Source organism: Gemmobacter sp. 24YEA27 (genome assembly GCF_030052995.1).
Taxonomy (GTDB): domain Bacteria; phylum Pseudomonadota; class Alphaproteobacteria; order Rhodobacterales; family Rhodobacteraceae; genus Pseudogemmobacter.
The window spans coordinates 2270366-2291838 of record NZ_JASJPW010000001.1; the positions used below are offsets into that span (position 1 = coordinate 2270366).

Here is a 21473-nt window from a genome sequence, read left to right on the forward strand (position 1 = left end):
GTGCAACAAAATTACCCGGATTGAGAAATGTCTGACACCACTCTGGCCGGCGGCAGCGCCGCCGAAGGGCCGAAGAATTCGCCGCGGCGTGTGCTGCTGGCAAGTCTGATCGGTACCACCATCGAATTCTTTGACTTCTACGCCTATGCCACCGCTGCCGTGCTGGTCTTCCCGGCGCTGTTCTTCCCGGGCTCTGACCCGATGACCGCGCTGCTGGCCTCGTTTGCGACGTTCTCGATCGCCTTTTTCGCGCGGCCTTTCGGCGCCATCGTCTTTGGGCATTTCGGCGACCGCATCGGCCGCAAAGCGACGCTTGTGGCGGCACTGCTGACCATGGGGGTCTCGACCGTCATCATCGGCATGCTGCCGACCTATGCGCAGATCGGTGTCGCGGCGCCCATGCTGCTGGCGCTGTGCCGCTTTGGCCAGGGCTTTGGCCTGGGCGGCGAATGGGGCGGCGCGGTCCTCCTGGCCACGGAGAACGCGCCCGAGGGCAAGCGGTCCTGGTATGGCATGTTCCCGCAACTCGGCGCGCCGGTTGGTCTGTTCCTGTCGTCGGGCTTTTTCTGGATCCTTTTGCATTTCATCTCGGAAGAGCAGTTCATGGCCTGGGGCTGGCGCCTGCCATTCCTCGCCTCGATCTTTTTGATCGTGCTGGGGCTCTGGGTGCGGATGTCGATCTCGGAAACCCCGGAATTCGCCAAAACCATCGAGAAAGAGGAACGCGTGAGCGTGCCGGTCGCCGAGGTGTTCAAAAACCACAAGCGCAACCTGTTTCTTGGTACCTTCGTGGCGCTGGTGACCTTTGTTCTGTTCTACATCTGCTCGGCCTGGCTTCTGGGCTACAACATCAAGACGCTGGGCATTCCGTTCAAGGATGCGCTGCTGATCCAGATCTACGGCTCGGTGATCTTTGGCCTTGCGATCCCCTTTGCGGGCAAGGTCGCGGACCGGGTGGGTCGCTACGGCTTTCTGATCGTGGTGACGGTACTTATCGGGATCTTCTCGTTCTTCCTCGGCCCGCTGATGCAGGGCACGGCCGATGATGAAAGCTCGATCTACCTCTTTGTCACCATCGGCATGTTCCTGATGGGGCTGACCTATGGCGTGATCGGTGCGGTATTGGCGGCGCCATTCCCGACCCGGGTGCGCTATACCGGCTCGTCGATCACCTTCAACTTTGCCGGAATCTTCGGCGCCTCGCTCGCGCCCTATGCCGCGACCTGGCTGCAGGCGAATTACGGCATGGCCTATGTCGGTTATTACATGCTGCTGGCGGCGGTGATCACGCTGGTCTGCATCATCGCCTCGGGCCGCAAAGAGGTCTGATCCCTGCCTGACAGACTGAAAAGGGCCGGAGCGATGCTCCGGCCCTTTTGCTTTGTCTCAGTTCGCGCCCCCCGCCGAGGACGCAGCATCCAGCTGCACCCATTCCGGCCAGCTTCCCGGATCGGCGGGCCAGGTCTTCGGCATCTCGTCATCCCCGCCCTTCCACATCGTGAACGCCTGCTGGCTGGCCTGGTCAATCCAAAGGATCGCCCATTCCGTGTCACAGATCAGCTTGTTGCAGGCGCTGCCGCGATAGCCGCCTTCGACCAGATCCCCCGAGCCAAGCTGGGCCAGGATCCCGGTATAGGCGTCCCAGTCCTCAGCGGACATGCCCGCCTTGACCTCGGCATAGACCGGCGCGAAGCCAAGCGCGTCGATGGGATGCGCGCTGTCGAGGCTGGCGAAATTCTCCCAGCCCTGGCCGGATTTTGGGGTGAAGCCCTCGGGCGAGGCCTCGGTCAGGCCCGAGACCGGGCTCCATGTCCAGATCTCGGCAGGGCTGCCGGGGAAGGCCTCGGAGTGGAAGATCAGGGCGCCGTCCTGCGGGGTCATCTCGAACCAGGAACAGCTGTCAATCGGCCCGTCGATCACCGGCTTGCCGTCTTTCAGGGACAGCACGAAAGGGGTGCTGTTGCAGGCATTACCGCCGGCGCCCGAGATGCCGGTGACGACCTGCTGGCCCGCAACTTCGGTGATGCCGTCCAGCAGGACCTGTCCGTCCTTCAGCACCTCGACACCATCGACGCTGATCACCTGTTCGAAATCGGCATTCTCGCTGCGGGTGACCTCATGGCCCTGCAGGTCCAGCCGGTCGGGCGGGGTGTCCTGCGCGAAGGCCGCGAAGGGCAGGGCGAATGCGCTGCCGAGAAGGGCGGTGCGCAGCGGGGTGAATAGGGTCATGCTGACCTCCTGTCGGGTATCCTGCCCCACCCTGGCGCAAAGAGGGGCGGGATACCAGTCAGGCAAACCCTGGCCCCTGTCAGGACCCGGCATCGTGATCGGCGGGGATCAGCCAGCACGCGCCACGGTGGCGGCGATCTCATCGACCACTTCGGTCAGAAGGGCCGCGTCGACGCATTCCGCCATCACCCGGATCAGTGGCTCGGTCCCGGATTTGCGGATCAGGAGGCGGCCCTTGCCATTGATACGCTTTTCGCTGGCCTGGATCACCGCCTTGACCCGCGCATCTTCAAGGGGCTGCGCGCCGGCGGTGTAGCGGACGTTTTTCAGAAGCTGCGGCACGGTTTCGAACTGATGCGTAAGCTCGGAGGCTTTTTGCCCCGACCGCGCCATCTCGGCCAGGAATTGCAGCGCCGCCGCCAGCCCATCGCCGGTGGTGGCGTAATCCGTCATCACGATATGGCCCGACTGCTCGCCGCCAAGGTTGAAGCCGCCGGCGCGCATCCGTTCCACCACATAACGGTCGCCTACAGCGGTGCGCTCCAGCCTCAGGCCTTTGGCCTCGAGAAACCGCTCCAACCCGAGATTAGACATCACCGTCGCGACCAGCGCGCCGCCCTTAAGCCGCCCATCCGCCGCCCAGCGGCTTGCCAGAAGCGCCATGAACTGATCGCCATCCGCGACCATGCCATTCTCATCAAGGATCATCACCCGATCCGCATCGCCATCAAGCGCAATCCCCAGATCGGCGCCATGGGTGATCACCGCCTCGGCCGCCGTCTGCGGATGGGTCGAGCCGCAATTCTCGTTGATATTGGTGCCATTCGGGGTGACGCCGACCGGAATCACCTCGGCGCCAAGCTCCCAGAGCACTTCGGGCGCGGCGCGGTAGGCGGCGCCATTGGCGCAATCGACCACCACTTTCAGCCCGTCAAGCCGCAGCCCCGCCGGGAAGGAGGTTTTGACGAATTCCTGATAGCGCCCGCGCCCGTCTTCGATCCGCTTGGCGCGGCCGATCATGCGGGCCTCGGCCAGCTCGATCTCGCCCTCGACCATGGCCTCGATTTCCGCCTCGGCCTCATCCGAGAGTTTGAACCCGTCGGGCCCGAAAAATTTGATGCCGTTATCCTCATGCGGATTGTGGCTGGCCGAGATCATCACGCCGAGATCGGCGCGCATCGAGCGGGTCAGAAACCCCACCCCGGGCGTCGGAACCGGGCCAAGCAGCAGCACATTCATCCCTGTCGAGGTCAGGCCGGCGGTCAGGGCGTTTTCCAGCATATAGCCCGAGAGCCTTGTATCCTTGCCGATCACCACCCGATGCGCCGCCGATCCGTCGCGGCGGAAATAGCGCCCGGCAGCGGCGCCAAGCTTCAGAGCCATCTCGGCCGTCATCGGCCAGCTATTGGCCCGGCCGCGCACGCCATCAGTGCCGAAAAGCTTTTTAGACATGATCAATCCTCTTTGCCGGGCCGCGCCCTGACCAAATAGTTACCGGGCACGGGCGTCAGACCTGACGCCTCATGCCTCACTGATGTTGCCCTGGATCGCCTGCCAGATCGACAGGGCCTGCCGGGTCTCTCTGGTGTCATGGACACGCAGAATATGCGCGCCCATCGCAGCGCCCTGCAAGGCCACCGCAACCGATCCGGTGACGCGTTCCGCGGGCGTTGCCGCCCCGGTCAGCGCGCCGATGAATTTCTTGCGCGAGGCGCCCAGAAGCAGCGGCAGCCCGAAATCATGAAACCCTGCAAGCTCGCGCAAGAGCCGCAGGTCATGCGCGGTCGTTTTGCCAAAGCCGATACCGGGGTCGAGGATCAGGTTTTCCGGCCTGATCCCCGCGCTCAGGGCTGCCGCGACCCGCTCGTAGAGATGGTCGCGCACCGCCCAGAGCACATCGTCATAGACCGCGTGTTTCTGCATCGTCTCGGGTGTGGCGACCGAATGCATCAGCACCACCGGCACGCCGCGCGCCGCCACCAGTGGGGCCATATCGGGGTCGAAGCGCAGGGCGGACACGTCATTGACGATATCGGCCCCGGCCTCCAGCGCGGCTTCGGCCACGCGCGCCTTGCGGGTATCGATCGAGATCGGCGTGGTGATCCCGGCCTCGCGCAGCGCGCGGATCACCGGGGCGGTGCGCTCGATTTCCTCGGCCACCGGCACCTCGGCAGCGCCGGGGCGGGTGCTTTCGCCGCCGATATCAAGGATCTCCGCATCGCGGATCATCTCACGGGCGCGGTCGACCGCCGCCTCGAGGGCATTGTGGCGCCCGCCATCGGAAAAGCTGTCCGGGGTTACGTTCAGGATGCCCATGATCCGTGGCCGATCCAGTGTCAGGCCGCACAGATCGGCACGGCTCCGGCTGATCGCTGCTGTCTCTGCAGGCGGAAGCCGCGCCAGCGGTGCCGCCCGGGGGGCGCCCCTGCTCAGACGGTCAGCGCTGTCCCACCACAGATGTCGCGATCCCGCGAGCGCATGGCGGGACGCAGATGCAGGTCCCGCAAGCGCACTGCGCGGCAGCGGAGACAGGATCTGGTCAGGATGGGGCAGGCGCACAGGCATTAATGGCTCCGCAGGAGGGTGCGGGGGTTCTGCCTGCGGCGCCGGAATTTGACAAGCGGGGTCTCAGCCCTTTACCGCCGGGATGCGGCTTCCCGCCGGCACTGAAACATCGCCGTGAAGAACGAGGCCCGAGGCCGCCATTTCCTCGGCCAGCCACAAAGCCAGCGCCACCGGGTCACGGGTCTGTGGCCCGTCGACCGCGTCGAGCACCAGTTTCGACGGCGCCCAGACCACCGATCTGCCGCGTTTGATCGCCCAGTCGATCTCGGTGCGCGAGGAAACGACCACGCAACGCGGATCGCGCGCGGCCAGCACCCAGGCGTTTTGCTCGATCGCCAGCAGATCGACGCGGCGCTGCGTCGGGCGGTGGCCGGTCTGCGGCCGCGGCAGATCGGGCAGGCCGACACAGAAGACCGCGGGCTGACCCGAGGACAGCACCCCATCGATCCGGGAGGTCAGGTCAGGCGCATGGATCATCGCATTGTCAAAGTAAACGACCAGCGGATGCAGCGTGTCATCGCCCGCCCGCACCGGCACTTCGGCGCGCGAGCGCACGATCTCGACCCCAAGCGCATAGGGGCCGACATCGAGCTTTTCGATCCGGATGAAGGCGCGCATCGCCTGGGGCTCGGCAAGGAGCCGCTCGGCCAGGTGTTCTGCAAGGGTTTCCAGAAGGTTCAGCCGTTCTGTCGCGAGTTCTGTCGCGATGGATTCGGTGATCCGGTCATAGGACAGGATCCGGTCGACATCATCTTCCAGCGGCTGCGGTGTCGGGCGCACCTCGATCACGATATTGAAACGAAGCCGCTGTTTATGGCCGCGTTCCTTTTGGAAAGCGCCGATATCGGCCTCGACAACATGGTCGCGCAGACTGATCCGGTCACGTGGATCGGCGCTGGCCGAAGCCTCGGCACGGGCTTCGGGATGGCCGAAGGCGAGGGCGCTGTCGCTGGTGGTCATGATGGGCGGCCTCTTCCGGTGCTATGGCTGCGGCTGACAATGCTGGTGCTGCAAATCCCTAGCAGCCTGTGTCGCCGATCCCAAGCCCTTTACCGACAGGAAAAGCTTTTGCCCCGACCGGGTATTACCGGGCCGGGGCAAAGTGCCTGGGGCAAACTGGCTGGATCAATCCGGAAGGGGCAGGTTCTCCCGCCCCGGGCGGCCTCAGCCGCGGGTACCGGGCTGACGGTAGAAGAGATGCGACCCGATTGAGGTTGTCCGGGCAAAGCGCTTTGACCAGGAGGGGCTCACGCCGCGGGTGTGGAAATGGGTTGCGCCCGCGGTCAGATTGCGCGGCGCGCCCGAGAGCATCAGCGACGCGATCCGGCCAGCCACTTCACGCGAATAGCCGTCGCGCATCTGGGTCGAACTGCCATTGCAGGTATAAGAGAACTGGCAGCTGCCGCCGCCCGCCTGGCGCACCACGCCGCAGACGGAAGCGGGGTAGAGGCCGCTGTCACGCCGGTTCAGGATCACTTCGGCCACCGCGAACTGGCCCTGGAGGCTTTCGCCGCGCGATTCGAAATAGATTGCCTCGGTCAGGCATTGCCATTCGCGCCCGCCCTGTTCCAGCGGCTGGGACCTGAGCCAGGCGGTATCATAGCGGATTTCGGGTTTTGCAGTCCCGGGTACCGGGGTTGCGGCGGCTGTTTTCACTGCGCCACCACGGAGTGTGGTTCTTTTGATCACGCGTCGGATCTTACGGCCCTCGGGCGTGTCCACGACTGTTTCCGAGACCACTTCCTCGACAACCCGCAGACTGCCGGACTCCGTGGCTCTGACCACGGTTTGCGGAGCGTCGTCCTCTGATGCGGCGTCGGGGCTGACCGAGGCGGTTCTGGTGTCCGTCGCTGCGCCCGCGTCATTATCTGCACCGGGACGGATCACTTTCGCGGTGTTTCTTTTCGTCACAACCTTGCTGCCAGAGTTTTCCGCGCCAGAGTCTGCCGCGCTGGTTTCGGTGGTGATTTTCGGCTGGCCGACCGACTTGCCGACCGTCTGGCCAGCCGACTTGCCGGTAAATTCCTTCAGTCGCGACTTCTCGCTGCCGAGAAGCTGCCCCATCTCATCCGCGATGGTCAGACGTGGTTTGTTCATGTCACTGCGGGTGACATCTGCCTGAGCCGCCATCGGGGCGGCCAGTTGGGTGAGGGCAAAGGTAGCGGTCACGGAGACCGCTGCCAGCACATTCCCTGAGCGTTTCATATTCGGGTTCCTGCTCTGTTACCCCAAGGCCCGGTCTTCTGGGCTGATTTTCACCAGATACCGATGGGCACCAAAAACGCGGCTTTGGCCAAAACTATGGCCGCCACCGGTCAACAAGGGGCGTGAGTAGGCGAATCAAGGACTGGCGGTCCAGTATTGTTGCGAATTGGTCACAAGATATTCGTCAGCTTCGGCGGAATAATGCCGACAATGCGTTTCGAATTCATTAACTTCGCACGACAACCACATGATATTGTGGTTCCATTTCACTTATCCACATGGTCCCGAAGCGCCAGATGGGCCGCCGCAAGACGTGCCATGGGCACCCGGTAAGGGCTGCAAGACACGTAATCGAATCCCGCCAGGCGGCAGAAAGCGATCGAAAGCGGGTCGCCGCCATGCTCGCCGCAGATCGAGAGTTTCAGCTCCTGGCGGGTTTCCCGCCCCCGCGCGGCGCCAATCAGCAAAAGCTCGCCGACCCCGTCCTGGTCGAGAATGTGGAACGGGTCTTCGGGGAAGACCCCTTGCTGCACATAGGTGTTCATGAATCGCCCGGCATCATCGCGCGAGAGACCATAGGTCATCTGCGTCAGGTCATTGGTGCCGAACGAAAGGAAGCTTACATGCTGTGCGATCTCGCCGGCGCGCAGACAGGCGCGGGGGGTCTCGACCATGACGCCGAGCCGGTAATCGAAATCGGCCTTTGCGCGGCTGCGCACGGCTGCGGCAACCGCGTCGATCCGGGTGCGGACCAGTTCGACCTCACGCGCGGCCGAAACCAGCGGGATCATCACCTCGGGCACCACCACCGCGCCGCGCTTCGCACTTTCGATCGTGGCCTCGAAAATCGCCTGGGCCTGCATATCGTAGATTTCCGGCAGCACGACGCCGAGGCGGACACCGCGCATGCCCAGCATCGGGTTCACCTCACGCAGAGCCTCGGCGCGGCGGGTGACCTCGGAAAGCGGGCGATCCAGCGCCTCGGCCAGCTCGCGCAGGCCTTCGCGCGTCGCGGGCAGAAACTCGTGCAAGGGCGGGTCGAAGAGGCGGATGCAGACCGGCAGACCCTGCATGATGTCGAAAAGCTGAAGAAAATCATCGCGTTGCATCGGTAAAAGCCGCGACAGGGCCGAGGCGCGGTCGGCGGAAGTATCGGCGAAGATCATCTCACGCATGACGGTGAAGCGGTCTTCTTCGAAGAACATATGTTCGGTGCGGCAGAGCCCGATGCCTTCCGCGCTGAACTTGCGCGCGGTCGCTGCGTCCGAGGGAGTGTCGGCATTGGCGCGCACGCCGATGTCGCGGAACTCATCCGCCCATGTCAGCAGCCGGTGGAAGCTGTCATCCAGCGCAGGCGGCAGCATTTCGGCAGCACCTGCCAGGGCTTCGCCGCGCGATCCGTCGACGGTGATGACATCGCCCTCGCGGAAGATGCGGCCATCGCGGGAGGTCAGCTTCTTGTCCTTGCCGTCAAGCCGCAGATCAGAGGCGCCGACCACGGCGGGCAGGCCAAGTCCGCGCGCGATCACGGCGGCATGGCTGGTCATGCCACCGCGTTCCGTCAGGACGGCGACCGCCGAATGCATGCCGCGAATGTCCTCGGGGCCGTCTCACGCCGCACAAGGATACAGTCCTCGCCGCGTGCGGCCGAAGCCTGGGCGGCTTCGGAGGTGAAAACCAGTTTGCCCGTGGCGGCGCCCGGCGAGGCGGCGATGCCGTTCGAGATCACATCGCGCAAGCCCCGCGGATCGACCTGGTGGTGCAAAAGCTCGGACAATGCACGGGGTTCGACCCGCAAAACCGCCTCGGATTGCGGGATCACCCCGTCCTCGGCCAGCGTCACGGCGATTTTAAGCCCGGCCCGGACCGAGCGCGCCACGCGGATCGCGTCAAGCACCGCAAGCCTGCCATCCTCGACGGTGAATTCGATCTGCATTTCCTCGCGCAGTTTCACCCGGCAGACCGCGCCCATCCGGATCAGGTCCTGCATGATTTCCGGGGCTTCCTCTTCCAGCGAGGGGCCGCGCGGATCACGGGTGAGATAGAGCGCCTCGCGCGCGGCCAGCGCGTCGCGGCCCTGGCTTTGCCCGAGATAGCGCCCGGTGATGCGGCTCAGCCCGGTGACAGAATCAACGAACTGGATCACGCCGGAGCCGGAAATGCCCTGACCGATCCCCTGCGCCATTTGCTGCACGACAAGGCCAAGCGCCGCATCTTCCGGCGCGCCTTTGGCCGAGCGCAGAAGGCGGGCCGAGGTGCCTTCCCAGGCGCGGGCCATCGAGCGCAGCACTTCGGAAAGCTGCCGCGCCGGGTTTTCGGGGAAGGGCTCGTCGGTCTCGTATTCATAAAGCCGGCGCAGCTCGCGCAGGGCGTCGGGGCCGGGGGCGACATCCTCGAACATATCGGGATCAAGGCGCGCGACATGGATTGCGTAGCTCTGGATGAACCGGCACCAGAGCGCATCTGCGGCCTCGCTTCCATGGGTTTCCACGAGCGCCGCATGGCGCGCTGCGTTCAGCCCGATATTAAGGATGGTGGCCGGGCCGCCCCAGTCGGGGTTGGCGGGCGAGGCGCGGACCGAGACAAGGGGGCCCGCGGTCTGGTCGGTGCCGAAATGGGCGAGAATGGCAGTTGCATCGACCGGCTGCCCCTGGGCGAGGGCGCGGATCGTGGCCGCAGGCAGGGCGACCGATTGCGGCACCGGCAGATCAAGGCGAACGAGGCGCTGCAGACATTTCGCCTTCCAGCCATGGGCCTCGGTTGTGATGGGCGCCGATGGGGTGATTTCCGAAAAGGCGGTGATCTTCGCTTGTTTCTGCACTGCAGCACTCCTCACACGGCTGGCAGAATAGGGCGGATTTTGTTTCGTGCAAGCGGTGTGAGAGATGGCAGGCGGCGGCGGGGGCTTCCCGCCCCCGCACCCCCGGGGAGTATTTGCGTCAGGGGGAAGGGATCAGCCTTCGACTTTGGTCAGATCGGCAGTGCCGGAGCAGATGGCGCGGATCCGATGCAGGAGGTTGAGGCGGTTCCGACGGATGATCGGGTTTTCCGCATTGATCTGCACGGCGGTAAAGAACGCATCAATCGGCGCACGCAATTCGGCCATGGCCTGCATGGCGGTGGCGAAGTCTTCTTTTGCCATGGCAGGGGTGATTTTCGCCTCTGCCTGGTCGAGCGAGGTGAAGAGGGCACGTTCCTCGTCGGTCTCGGCCAGTTTGGGATCGGGACCGAAGGAATATTCGACACCGTCTTTGGCCTCGGCCTGGGTTAGGATGTTGTTCGCGCGCTTATAGCCCTGGAGGAGGTTTTTGCCGTCGTCAGATTTCAGCGTCTCGGCAAGCGCGGTGGCGCGTTTGACGAGGAGCGTGAGGTCGTCATTCCCGGGCATCGCGAGGCAGGCGTCGATCACGTCATGGCGGATGCCCTGGTCTTTGAGAAAGACTTTCAGGCGGTCGTGGAAGAAGGCGAGGAGGTTTTGTCTGGAGTCAGTGCCACACAAGAACGGGCCCCATGCAGGTTCCTGTTCCGCAATTGCAGGATTTGAAATGCCGTCAAATTTGACTTTGACTCGGGAAGCCCCAGCAAAAGAAGTGGGTCCGACTTGCTCAAGCAACCACGTGATGTCACCGTCTCGAGGAAAGTCTGGGTGTTCGTACTCTTTCGCGGAAAGCGCAGCGAAGTGCTTAAGAAGTGAGAACTGCGAAACTCTGAACTGTTGGTCGAGAGAAATGGATATTCCATTCCCCAGCACCAGCCGGATCACGCCGAGGGCGGCGCGGCGCAGGGCAAAGGGGTCTTTGGAGCCGGTGGGTTTCTCGTCGATGGCCCAGAAACCGGTCAGGGTGTCGAGCTTGTCGGCCAGGGCCACCGCGACCGAGACGGGTTCCGACGGCACGGCGTCTGAGGGGCCGAGGGGGGAATAGTGGTCGCGGGCGGCGTTGGCCACGGCGTCCGGCTCGCCGGCTTCCAGCGCGTAATAGCGGCCCATGACGCCTTGCAATTCGGGGAATTCGCCGACCATGGCGGAGCGCAGGTCGAGCTTCGCCAGACGCGCGGCATGTTCGGCCTGGTCCGCATCGGCGCCGACCAGCGGCGCGATCTCGCGCGCCAGGGCTGCAATGCGGGCGATACGCTCAGACTGCGAGCCGAGTTTCGACTGGAAGGTGACATGGGTCAGGCCCTCGGCCCATTCGCTCATGCCTGCCTTCGCCACCCGGAGGTCATTTTCCCAGAAGAAGCGCGCATCTGACAGCCGCGCGGTCAGCACTTTCAGATTGCCGGCGAGGATGGTCGCACCGTCGTCGGGCGTCTCGATATTCGCGACCGTGACAAAGCCTTCGATGCGGCCGGTCTTCGGGTTGCGGGCCGAGAAGAACTTCTGGTGCTCCTTCATCGAGGTCTGCAGCACTTCGGGCGGCAGGCCGAGGAAGGCCTCGGGGATGCGGCCCATCAGCGGCACCGGCCATTCGACAAGGCCCGCGATCTCGGTCAGGAGGCCCTTATCCTCGACCACTTCCAGCCCGGCGGCGAAGGCGAGGTTTTTCGCGCCATGCGCGATGGCCGCTTCGCGCTCTGCCTGGTCGAGCATGACCTTTGCGCGGCGCAGCTTAGCGGCGTAATCCTCGAAAGAGGTGACGGTGAAACTGTCGGGCGCCATGAAACGATGGCCGCGCGTGGTCTCGCCCGAGGGGATGCCGTCGATATCCAGCGGCACCACTGTGGCGCCGCTTTCATCCGAGAGGATGCAGAGGATCGACTGCAGCGGGCGCACCCATTTCAGCGTGCCCGAGCCCCACCGCATGGATTTCGGCCAGGGGAAGGTGCGGATCGCGTTTTCCAGCACTTCGGCGACGATGTCCGATGCCGGCCGCCCTGGCTTTTTCACCACGGCGAACCAGACTTCGGCCTTTTTATCGGCGCGTTTTTCCAGCTGGTCGATGCTCAGCCCGGTCGAGCGCAGGAAGCCGTCAAGCGCGGCCTGGGGGGCATCGGTCCTTGGCCCCTTGCGCTCTTCGCTGATGGGGCGGCTGGCGGGGGAGAGGTCTTCGATGGCAAGCGTCAGGCGGCGCGGTGTCGAGAACGTTCCGGCGCCGCCATAGGTCAGACCAGCCTCGACCAGCCCGTCAGTGACAAGCTTTTTCAGCGCCTCACGTGCGCCGGCCTGCATCCGCGCCGGGATTTCCTCGGAAAAGAGTTCGATCAGCAGGTCTGGCATGGCGGCACCGTATTTTGTCAGTGCCGCAGTCCCTAACCAGTCTTGCGGCAGATCACAACAGAGGCAGCGTGGTCGCGCTGTAGTTTGGCATCCCGCCCGGGGGTTCCCGTGAGGCCCGCATGCAGCATGGGCCGAGGGCGGGCAGGGAGCTTATTCCGGCTTTGATCAGGGGCCTTCGGCGGTTTCCGGCTGCAGCTGATGCCAGGCATAGGCGCGGCCATCGGGGAAGACCGCGATCACGCGGTCGACGCCGGGATGAATGCCGGGTTCAGAAAGAAAAGCCAGTGCCTCGCCGGTTTGAAGCGCATGGCCGATCTCATCCGCCTTGTAGCAGGAGAACCAGCCCGGGCCGTTCAGCGGTTCGGGGTTCGGGTAGATCTGATAGGTCTCGGTCAGCATCGACTGTGACAGCGGCGTGGTGAAACAGGCGCGAAACCTCAAAGGCGAGCTGTCCGCGTCGATTCCCTCGACATGGTCGGCGACGATGGCCTCGGGCTGCGCCGAGCCAAGCGGCGTCAGACGGATTTCCGTCTCGCCTGGCCCGAACGCGACCGGCTCATAAAAGGCATAGACCTGAAGCCAATACATCAGGACACCCGCAACAAGACCTGTCACCAGAAGCCCTCCGGCTGCGATTTTGCCAGCATTCACTCTGTATCTCCTGTGTCCGCGCGCAGCTCTGCCGCTGAGATCCGGTCAGGCCGGGACAGCCTCTGCCGCATCGCGGCCCGCTTCGGTCTGACGGAAGGCATCAGCACATTTCTTCGCCAGCGCCCGGACGCGGCCGATATAGGCCTGACGCTCGGTGACCGAGATCACGCCGCGCGCGTCGAGCAGGTTGAAGAGATGTGAGGCCTTGATCGTCTGATCGTAAGCCGGATGCGCCATGATGATGGTCTTGCCGGTTTTCGGGTCCGCCGGCGGGAAATCCAGCAGGCGCTGGCATTCTGCCTCGGCATCCTCGAAATGGCGAAACAGCATCTCGGTCGTGGCGCCGTCGAAATTGTGACGCGAATATTCTTCCTCGGTCTGGCGGAAGATATCGCCATAGGTCAGCGGGATCGGCGCATCGGGGTTATTGAACGGCATATCCATGACGTGGCTGACATTCATCACATACATGGCCAGGCGTTCCAGGCCATAGGTCAGCTCGCCCGAGACCGGCTTGCAGTCATGGCCGCCGACCTGCTGGAAATAGGTGAACTGGCTGACTTCCATCCCGTCGCACCAGACTTCCCAGCCAAGACCCCAGGCGCCCAGCGTCGGGCTTTCCCAGTCATCCTCGACAAAGCGGATATCATGCAGGCCAAGGTCGATGCCGATCGCGCGCAGGCTGCCAAGATAGAGCTCCTGCAGATTCGGCGGCGAGGGTTTGATGATGACCTGATACTGGTAGTAATGCTGGAGCCGGTTCGGATTTTCTCCATAGCGGCCATCGGTCGGGCGGCGCGAGGGCTGCACATAGGCGGCGGCCCAGGGTTTGCTGCCAAGGCTGCGCAGCGTTGTCGCCGGGTGGAAAGTGCCGGCGCCGACTTCCATGTCATAGGGTTGCAACACGGCACAGCCCTTGTCGGCCCAGTAATTCTGAAGCCGCAGGATGATCTCCTGGAAGCTCTTCGGAACGGTGCTTCCCGGATTGGTGCTGTCTTGTGACATGCTGAAAGCCCTCTTCGCGCCTGGCTGCTTTAACCTGGGCATTTCCCTATCCATTGGGGGCGGCGGGGTCAATTGCCGAAGCCGGACCTGGCGGCGACGCGCAGGGGGGCGGCCCTGAGGCAGCGGTTGCGCGCCGCAGGACCGGCGTCGGTCTGCCCGGCCTGAGATTGGGCCGGTCTTTGCTGCTGCCACTCGTGCATGCGTCAAGGCCTTTATGCGAGCGCAGCGGGCTCGCCGGGCGGGTGTTGTGCCAGGCGGAGCAGCGAAAGATGTTGCCTCATCACAGGGCGCAGATCTCCCAGGATCCGCATATCAGCTGTCTGGCGGCCTGGGGGGCGAAGATAACCAGGATTGCCAGTCGGGGCGGGTGAACCGCGCGGGACTGCGATGGCCCTGGCGCCACCCGGCGGTCGCGCCACGTAAAGTGCCCCCAGGACCCAGCTGGTGGGCAACTCCGTGGCCGGGACAGATCCGGTGGCTGCTTCCTGAACTCCGGGCCGACAGCAGGCCCGGAGAAATCCATCGGGAAAGTTACAACTTTGAGAAAGCCCGACCCACGCCTTAGCCTTGCCAGGGCAAGTGGGAGGACGGAATGACAGCGATGAGCGAGACCGAAGCGCCGGCGGGGGCAAAGCGGCAGGGATCAAACCTGCCAGGGGACAGGTTGCCGGGCGCGAGGCCTGAGGTCCTGCGGCTTGATCCGGGCGACTTTCGCTATGCGCTGAAAATGGGCTGGCAGGATTTTCGCCGCGCGCCGGGCTGGGGCCTGTTTTTCGCCCTGATCTATGTGCTTGGCGGCTGGCTGGTTGTCTGGGCGCTGACCACCCAGGGGCAATTCTGGTGGACCCTGCCGGCGGCTGCGGGCTTTCCGATCCTTGGCCCCTTCATCGCCTGCGGGCTTTACGAGGTCAGCCGGCGCCTCACTGCTGGCCGCGCCCTGGAGGGCAGGGCGATCCTTGGCGTGATCTTCGCGCAAAAGGACGGTCAGATCCCGTCAATGGCGGCGATGATCGTCTGCTATTTCCTGTTCTGGAACTTTTTCGCCCATATGAGTTTCGCCTTGTTCATGGGCAATGTGACGATGACCAATGTCTCGCAATCGCTGGCTGTTTTCGCCACGCCGCCGGGAATCGCGCTGCTGGTTTTCGGCACACTGACCGGGGCGGCGATTGCGGCGCTGCTTTTCGCGCTGACGGTGGTGAGCCTGCCGATGCTGCTTGACCGCGATATCGACTATGTCACCGCGATGCTCACCAGCCTTGCGCTGGTGCGCGAAAACCCGGTCCTCATGCCGGCCTGGGGCGGGGCTATCGCGCTTTTGCTGTTTCTCGCGATGCTGCCGGGGTTTCTGGGGCTTTTCATCACGCTGCCGGTCCTTGGCCATGCAAGCTGGCATCTTTACCGCCGCGCGATCGACTGGCCCGAAGATGAGGCGCGGATCACAGAGCCGTGAAGCAGCCTGTAATCTCCGCCAGGACGGCGCCCGCGCTTCGCGCCTGTGTTGCCGCCTGCGCCCGGAGCGGGTAGAGACGAGGCAGATACCCGGCAAGAGGACAGCCCCATGCGCATGATCGACACTTTCGTCAAGCCGATGCACCGTGAGGGGATCCCCTTCGTCGCGATCTTCGCGCTGGTCACTCTGGTCCTGTTCTTCATCTGGGAGCCGCTGGGCTGGATCGGTGTCGGGCTTACGGTCTGGTGCTACTACTTCTTTCGCGATCCGAAACGTGCAGTGCCCGAGAATAAGGGCCTCCTCGTCAGCCCTGCCGATGGCGTGGTCTCGATGATCACCCCGGCAGTGCCGCCGGTTGAACTGGGGCTCGGCAATGAACCCCTGACCCGGGTTTCGGTCTTCATGTCGGTCTTCAACTGCCATGTGAACCGCGCGCCTATAGCAGGCAAGGTCACGGCGGTGGCTTACCGGCCGGGCAAATTCTTCAATGCCTCGCTCGACAAGGCCTCGGTGGATAATGAGCGCAATGCGCTGGCTATCCAGCTTGAGGATGGCCGCCATATCGCGGTGGTGCAGATCGCGGGCCTTGTGGCGCGGCGCATTGTCTGCTGGACGAAGCCGGGCGACAGCCTGCGCACCGGCGAGCGGTTCGGGCTGATCCGTTTCGGCTCGCGCCTTGATGTGTATCTGCCCGAAGGGGTAGAGCCGCAGGTGGCGCTTGGCCAGACCGCTGTGGCTGGTGAGACGGTGATCGCGCTGATCGGAACCGAGGCGCCTGCGCGCCATGCCCGGATTGAATGAATGGGCGGGCCCGACGACGAGATCCGGCCCCCGGCTGAACCCGATTCCGGCAGTGGCGCGGAAGGCGGTCAGGAAGGCCGTCGGGATGTCAGGGGCGAGCGCGGCCTTCTTGTGCTGCGGCTGTTGCCGAACCTCGTCTCGATCCTCGGGCTTTGTGCCGGTCTGACCGCGATCCGCTTTGCGATCACCGGCAATGTCAATATCGCGGTCCTGCTGATCGCGCTGGCGGCGTTTCTTGACGGGCTGGACGGGCGTCTGGCGCGGATGCTGCGATCCGAGAGCGCGATCGGCGCCGAACTCGACAGCCTGTGTGATTTCGTGAATTTCGGTGTGGTGCCAGCGATGGTGCTGTGGATCTGGGGCCTGCGGGCCGAGGCCTCGATGGGCTGGATCGCGGTGCTGATCTATGCGGTCTGCTGTATGCTGCGCCTCGCGCGGTTCAATGTCGGCAATCGCGAAGAGGTGCCGACGGAAAAGACCGGTTTCATCGGGGTGCCGTCACCGGCAGGAGCCATGCTCGCACTGACCCCTATCTATCTCGCGCATGTGACCGGCTACCGGCTGCATGAGGCGGTGATCACCTTCTGGATGGTGGCGGTCGGCGCGCTGATGATCTCGCGTCTGCCGACACCAAGCCTGAAACGGGTGCGCATCCCGGCATCGGCCGCGCCCTATGCGCTGGTGGCTGCGGTAGCGGCGGTCGCCCTGGTGATCACCTACCCCTGGGTGACGCTTTTGCTGTTCTCGGTGGGCTATGCCACGTCACTGGCCTGGCACGCGCTGCCCCATCTGCGGCACCGCGAGGGCTGAACGCAGGGAATCATACCCGGCGCCGCCCCGGCAGCAGTTCGCTGTGATCAGTCCTGCATCAGTCCTGCGTGATCACCCCCTTCGGGCTGCATCAATTGCCGCGACATCGATCTTCTGCATGGTCATCATCGCCGCAAAGGCGCGCGCGGCTTCTGCGCCGCCTGCGGCCATCGCCTCGGTCAATGTGCGCGGCGTGATCTGCCAGGACACGCCCCAGCGGTCCTTGCACCAGCCGCATTCGCTTTCCTGGCCGCCATTTCCGACAATCGCTGTCCAGTACCGGTCGGTCTCTTCCTGATCCTCGGTCGCGATCTGAAACGAGAAGGCCTCATCCTGGCGGAAAACCGGTCCGCCATTCAGCCCGATACAGGGGATCCCGGCCACGGTGAACTGAACCGTCAGCACGTCGCCCTTTTTCCCCGAAGGGTAATCCGCGGGCGCGTGGTGAACGGCCTCGACCCGGCTGTCGGGGAAGACCGAGGCGTAGAAATTTGCCGCCGCCTCTGCGTCTTTGTCAAACCACAGACAGATGGTGTTTTTTGCGATCGACATTGGATTTTCCTCCCTCAGCGCATAACGCCGTGCGCCGGGCAGGGTTCCCGGGGGGCAGGGGAAACCCGCTGGACGCCTCTGGCCGGAGCACGGCGGAGGCAGCGGGGACATCGATATGAAAACCCCCGGAGCCTTTCGGTCCGGGGGCTTTTTCTTATTCCATCGCTTCCAGCTCGTCGATGAAGCCTGCGATCATCGAAAGGCCCTTGTCCCAGAATTTCGGGTCCGAGGCATCAAGGCCGAACGGCGCCAGCAGCTCTTTGTGATGTTTCGAGCCGCCCGCTTTCAGCATGTCGAAATACTTGTCCTGGAATCCCGGCAACCCGTCGGCGTAAACGGCATAAAGCGCGTTCACGAGGCCGTCGCCAAAGGCATAGGCGTAGACATAGAAGGGTGAGTGGATGAAATGCGGGATATAGGCCCAGAAGGTCTGATAGCCATCCATGAAGTCAAACACCGGACCAAGGCTCTCGGCCTGGACCGACATCCAGAGCGCGTTGATATCGTCCGGCGTCAGCTCGCCTTCCTGGCGGGCGGCATGCAGTTTGCATTCGAAGTCGTAGAAGGCGATCTGGCGTACGACCGTGTTGATCATGTCTTCAACTTTGCCCGCCAGCAGCACCTTGCGCTCGGCCGGGGTTTTGGCCTCGTCCAGAAGCTTGCGGAAGGTCAGCATCTCGCCGAAGACCGATGCCGTCTCCGCCAGCGTCAGCGGGGTCGAGGACAGAAGCTCCCCCTGGCCCGCCGCCAGCACCTGGTGGACGCCATGCCCCAGCTCATGCGCCAGCGTCATCACATCGCGCGGTTTGCCCAGATAGTTCAGCATCACATAAGGATGGACGGTGGTCACGGTCGGATGGGCAAATGCCCCGGGCGCCTTGCCGGGCTTCACCCCGGCATCAATCCAGCCTTTGGTGAAGAACGGTTTTGCCAGATCGGCCATGCGCGGGTCAAAGGCGCCATAGGCCTCGGTCACCTGACGCTCGGCCGTTGTCCAGTCGATGGTCTTCGGCGCCTCGACCGGCAGCGGTGCATTGCGGTCCCAGACCTCGAGCCGGTCGAGCCCCATCCATTTCGCCTTCAGCGCATAATAGCGGTGCGAAAGCTTTGGATAGGCGGCGACAACCGCGTTCCTCAGCGCCTCGACCACCTCGGGCTCGACATGGTTCGACAGGTGCCGCCCGGTCTGCGGCGTCGGCATCTTGCGCCAGCGATCCTCGATTTCCTTTTCCTTCGCGAGCGTGTTGGTGATGCGGGCAAAAAGCCTGACGTTTTTGTCAAACACCACCGCCAGAGCCCGTGCCGCCGCCTCGCGTTTCGCGCGGTCGGTATCGGTCAGAAGGTTGAGCGTTGCCTCGAGGTTAAGCTCCTCCTCTTCGCCCGCAACCGTGAACATCAGCCCGGCAGTGGTCTCGTCAAAGAGCTTGTTCCAGGCCGAGGCGCCGACCACTGACTGGTCATGGAGGAATTTCTCCATCTCATCGGACAGCTGATGCGGGCGCATCGCACGCATCCGCTCGAAGACCGGCCTGTAGCGGGCGAGATCGGCATTTGCGGCCAGCAGGGCGCCAAGATGTGCATCTTCCAGCCGGTTGAATTCAAGGCTGAAGAATACGAGCGCAGTGGTCGCCACCGTCACCGCGTCCTGGGCGTCGGACATGAATTTGGCGCGTTCGGAATCCATGGTGTTCTGGTAGTAGCGCAGCCCCGCATAGGACATCAGCCGCCCGGCAGTGACGTCAATCGCCTCGTATTCGCGCACGCATTGCAAAAGCGCCGCCGCATCAAGCGAGGCGAGCCTGCCCTCATAGCCCGTCGCAAAATCGGCGCAGGCTTTGGTCAGCCATTCCATATCGCGATCAAATTCCGGCGCGTCCGGCGCAGGGTAGAGATCGGTCAGATCCCATTCCGGAAGATCACCAAAGCCCTTGCCAGACCCAGTGGCACCGGAATTTGCATCGAATACAGGGCGGAAGAGGCTGCCGGTCTGAAGGCTGCGGGTCGGAAGGCTGCGGATCATCGGAACTACCTGTGCTGTTTTGCCCCCGACGGGGCCTTGCCTTCCATCTAGGCGCGAGGGGGGGCGGGCTGCAAGGGCAAGGGTCGATCTGTCGCCTGTCCTGCTGGCTGAAGCGGGGGAGGAAGGGCGAAACTTGCTGGGCCGGTGATCGCGCGAATTCTATTGCGACTGGGGGAGTTCAGCCGGCCTGGAGCCCCTCCGCCGCGCGTCAGGGGCTGGCGCGGCGTCTTCGCATTGATCTGGAAGGCAACCTGCCTTTCTGCCGGCTTCATGGATATCCTGCTGGTCCGCGCCTTTGGACCGGTGCCGGGTTTCTTGCCTGACTCCTGATCACCTTTGTTGCCCCCCTGGCACATGTCTGCCTCGATCAGGGCGAGGATAGACGGGAACCGCCGCTGGGCTGGGGCGTTTGCGACAGCAATGCCCTTTTTTTGAGCGGTTGCATCTGTTGCAGTCAGTCATTCGTGCAGTTTTGACCCGGTCAGGCCTTTACGATGCGGAAACGGCGCGCTTGACTGAAAGGGCCATTAAGCGAGTGGAGCCAGATATGGGCGTATTCTTCGACGAGATGAACGGATCCGGCGGGGGCACCCGCGCCCCCTATGCGAGGCTCGAAGAATGGCTGGCGACCATGCCGAAAGAACTCCGGAGCCTGAAACAGGCCGAGGCGGAGGCGCTGTTTCGCCGCATCGGCATCACGTTCGCGGTCTATGGCGAGGGCGGCGACCCGGACCGGCTGATCCCTTTCGACATGTTTCCGCGCGTGTTTTCCGGCGCCGAATGGGCCAGGCTGGATCGTGGCGTGAAACAACGCGCAAAAGCGCTGAACATGTTTCTGGTCGATGTTTACGGCCGCGGCGAGATCATCCGCGCGGGCCGGGTGCCGGCAAACCTCGTCTATCAGAATGCCGCCTATGAGAAGGCCGCAGTGGGCTTTGTGCCGCCCAAAGGCGTCTATTCTCATATCGTCGGCATCGATCTTGTGCGCACCGGGCCGGAAGAGTTTTTCGTGCTGGAAGACAATTGCCGAACGCCCTCGGGCGTCTCCTATATGCTGGAAAACCGCGAGATCATGATGCGGATGTTCCCGGGTCTTTTCCGCGAAAACCGTATTGAGCCGATTGATTCCTATGCGGAAATCCTGCGCCGGACGCTGGCCTCGGTGGCGCCTGCGAAATGCCAGGGTGACCCCAAGGTGGTGATCCTGACGCCGGGGCATTTCAATTCGGCCTATTATGAACATTCCTTCCTTGCCGATCTGATGGGGGTCGAACTGGTCGAGGGCCAGGACCTCTTTGTTGATGGCGAATTCGTCTATGCCCGCACGACCGAAGGCCCGAAACGCGTCGATGTGATCTATCGCCGGATCGATGATGCCTTCCTCGATCCGCTGTGCTTCCGCCCGGATTCGATGCTGGGCGTGCCGGGTCTGATGGATGTCTATCGCGCGGGTGGGGTGTCGATCTGTTCGGCGCCGGGGGCAGGGGTCGCCGATGACAAGGCGATCTATACCTATGTGCCCGAGATGATCCGCTTTTATCTGGGCGAAGAGCCGATCCTGAACAATGTTCCCACCTGGAAATGCGCAGAGCGCGACGATCTGAAATATGTGCTCGACAACCTTTCCGAGCTGGTCGTGAAGGAGGTGCATGGCTCGGGCGGCTATGGGATGCTGGTTGGACCCACTGCCAGCAAGGCCGAGATCAAGGCCTTCCGCGCCCAGCTGATCGCCAATCCGTCAAATTACATCGCACAGCCGACGCTGGCGCTGTCAACCGTGCCGACCTTTGTCGACGAGGGCGTGGCCCCGCGCCATGTCGATCTGCGCCCCTATTGCCTTGTCGGAGAGCGGATTGAACTGGTGAAGGGCGGGCTGACGCGGGTGGCTCTGCGCGAGGGCAGTCTCGTGGTGAACTCGTCGCAGGGCGGCGGCGTCAAGGACACCTGGGTATTGGCGGAGTAACCGG

General features: G+C 63.7%; 15 protein-coding genes and 1 pseudogene. 5 read left to right on the forward strand and 11 right to left on the reverse strand.

Annotated elements, in window-relative coordinates; genetic code table 11:
- The first annotated feature begins 27 nt into the window (after window positions 1-27).
- Window positions 28-1329 (forward strand): MFS transporter, encoded by a 1302-nt coding sequence (locus QNO18_RS11365; RefSeq protein ID WP_283177747.1) that lies wholly within the window; start codon window positions 28-30, stop codon window positions 1327-1329.
- A gap of 57 nt (window positions 1330-1386) precedes the next feature.
- On the opposite strand, the gene QNO18_RS11370 is transcribed toward QNO18_RS11365, so the two are convergent.
- The 9 genes and pseudogenes from QNO18_RS11370 to QNO18_RS11410 all read right to left on the reverse strand — a co-directional run bounded on the left by QNO18_RS11370 (window position 1387) and on the right by QNO18_RS11410 (window position 13870).
- Window positions 1387-2229, reverse strand: coding sequence for a hypothetical protein (locus tag QNO18_RS11370; protein WP_283177748.1), 843 nt, complete (start codon window positions 2227-2229; stop codon window positions 1387-1389).
- A 108-nt stretch (window positions 2230-2337) separates the two neighbouring features.
- The gene (glmM, locus tag QNO18_RS11375) at window positions 2338-3681 is read right to left on the reverse strand and encodes a phosphoglucosamine mutase (protein WP_283177749.1); all 1344 of its coding nucleotides are present in this window, start codon (window positions 3679-3681) and stop codon (window positions 2338-2340) included.
- Between the two features lie 69 nt (window positions 3682-3750).
- Entirely contained in the window at window positions 3751-4794 is a 1044-nt protein-coding gene (folP, locus tag QNO18_RS11380; RefSeq protein ID WP_283177750.1) for a dihydropteroate synthase, read from the reverse strand.
- Window positions 4795-4857: 63 nt separating this feature from the next.
- A complete protein-coding gene (locus tag QNO18_RS11385) occupies window positions 4858-5754 on the reverse strand; it encodes a dihydroneopterin aldolase (RefSeq protein WP_283177751.1) in 897 nt (298 codons plus the stop codon).
- A 204-nt stretch (window positions 5755-5958) separates the two neighbouring features.
- Window positions 5959-6999, reverse strand: a complete 1041-nt coding sequence (locus tag QNO18_RS11390) for a cell wall hydrolase (protein ID WP_283177752.1) — start codon at window positions 6997-6999, stop codon at window positions 5959-5961.
- Between the two features lie 266 nt (window positions 7000-7265).
- A pseudogene (locus QNO18_RS11395) lies at window positions 7266-9820 on the reverse strand (putative PEP-binding protein).
- Between the two features lie 132 nt (window positions 9821-9952).
- A complete protein-coding gene (gene glyS / locus QNO18_RS11400) occupies window positions 9953-12214 on the reverse strand; it encodes a glycine--tRNA ligase subunit beta (protein ID WP_283177753.1) in 2262 nt (753 codons plus the stop codon).
- Window positions 12215-12379: 165 nt separating this feature from the next.
- On the reverse strand, window positions 12380-12802 hold the full coding sequence (locus QNO18_RS11405) for a DUF6446 family protein (RefSeq protein WP_283178791.1): 423 nt from the start codon (window positions 12800-12802) through the stop codon (window positions 12380-12382).
- 108 nt (window positions 12803-12910) lie between these two features.
- Window positions 12911-13870 carry a glycine--tRNA ligase subunit alpha gene (locus QNO18_RS11410; RefSeq protein ID WP_198836400.1) on the reverse strand — a complete coding sequence of 320 codons (960 nt, stop codon included), beginning with the start codon at window positions 13868-13870 and terminating at the stop codon, window positions 12911-12913.
- A gap of 592 nt (window positions 13871-14462) precedes the next feature.
- On the opposite strand from QNO18_RS11410, the gene QNO18_RS11415 reads away from it, so the two are divergent.
- The 3 genes from QNO18_RS11415 to pssA are packed head-to-tail and all read left to right on the forward strand — an operon-like array spanning window position 14463 to window position 16934.
- Entirely contained in the window at window positions 14463-15323 is an 861-nt protein-coding gene (locus QNO18_RS11415) for a DUF2189 domain-containing protein (RefSeq protein WP_283177754.1), read from the forward strand.
- Window positions 15324-15371: 48 nt separating this feature from the next.
- Window positions 15372-16124 (forward strand): phosphatidylserine decarboxylase, encoded by a 753-nt coding sequence (locus tag QNO18_RS11420; protein ID WP_283177755.1) that lies wholly within the window; start codon window positions 15372-15374, stop codon window positions 16122-16124.
- Window positions 16125-16934: a CDP-diacylglycerol--serine O-phosphatidyltransferase gene (pssA, locus tag QNO18_RS11425; protein WP_283177756.1), complete on the forward strand. Its 810-nt coding sequence runs from the start codon at window positions 16125-16127 to the stop codon at window positions 16932-16934. It abuts the gene before it with no gap.
- A 72-nt stretch (window positions 16935-17006) separates the two neighbouring features.
- Here the strand turns inward: pssA and QNO18_RS11430 are convergent, their stop codons facing one another.
- Both QNO18_RS11430 and QNO18_RS11435 read right to left on the reverse strand, forming a co-directional pair.
- Window positions 17007-17486, reverse strand: coding sequence for a VOC family protein (locus QNO18_RS11430; RefSeq protein ID WP_283177757.1), 480 nt, complete (start codon window positions 17484-17486; stop codon window positions 17007-17009).
- 154 nt (window positions 17487-17640) lie between these two features.
- Window positions 17641-19506 (reverse strand): M3 family oligoendopeptidase, encoded by a 1866-nt coding sequence (locus tag QNO18_RS11435; protein WP_283177758.1) that lies wholly within the window; start codon window positions 19504-19506, stop codon window positions 17641-17643.
- Window positions 19507-20053: 547 nt separating this feature from the next.
- Between QNO18_RS11435 and QNO18_RS11440 the strand changes: the two genes are divergently transcribed.
- Complete coding sequence (locus tag QNO18_RS11440) at window positions 20054-21469, forward strand: circularly permuted type 2 ATP-grasp protein (RefSeq protein ID WP_283177759.1); 1416 nt, start codon at window positions 20054-20056, stop codon at window positions 21467-21469.
- Window positions 21470-21473: the final 4 nt, after the last annotated feature.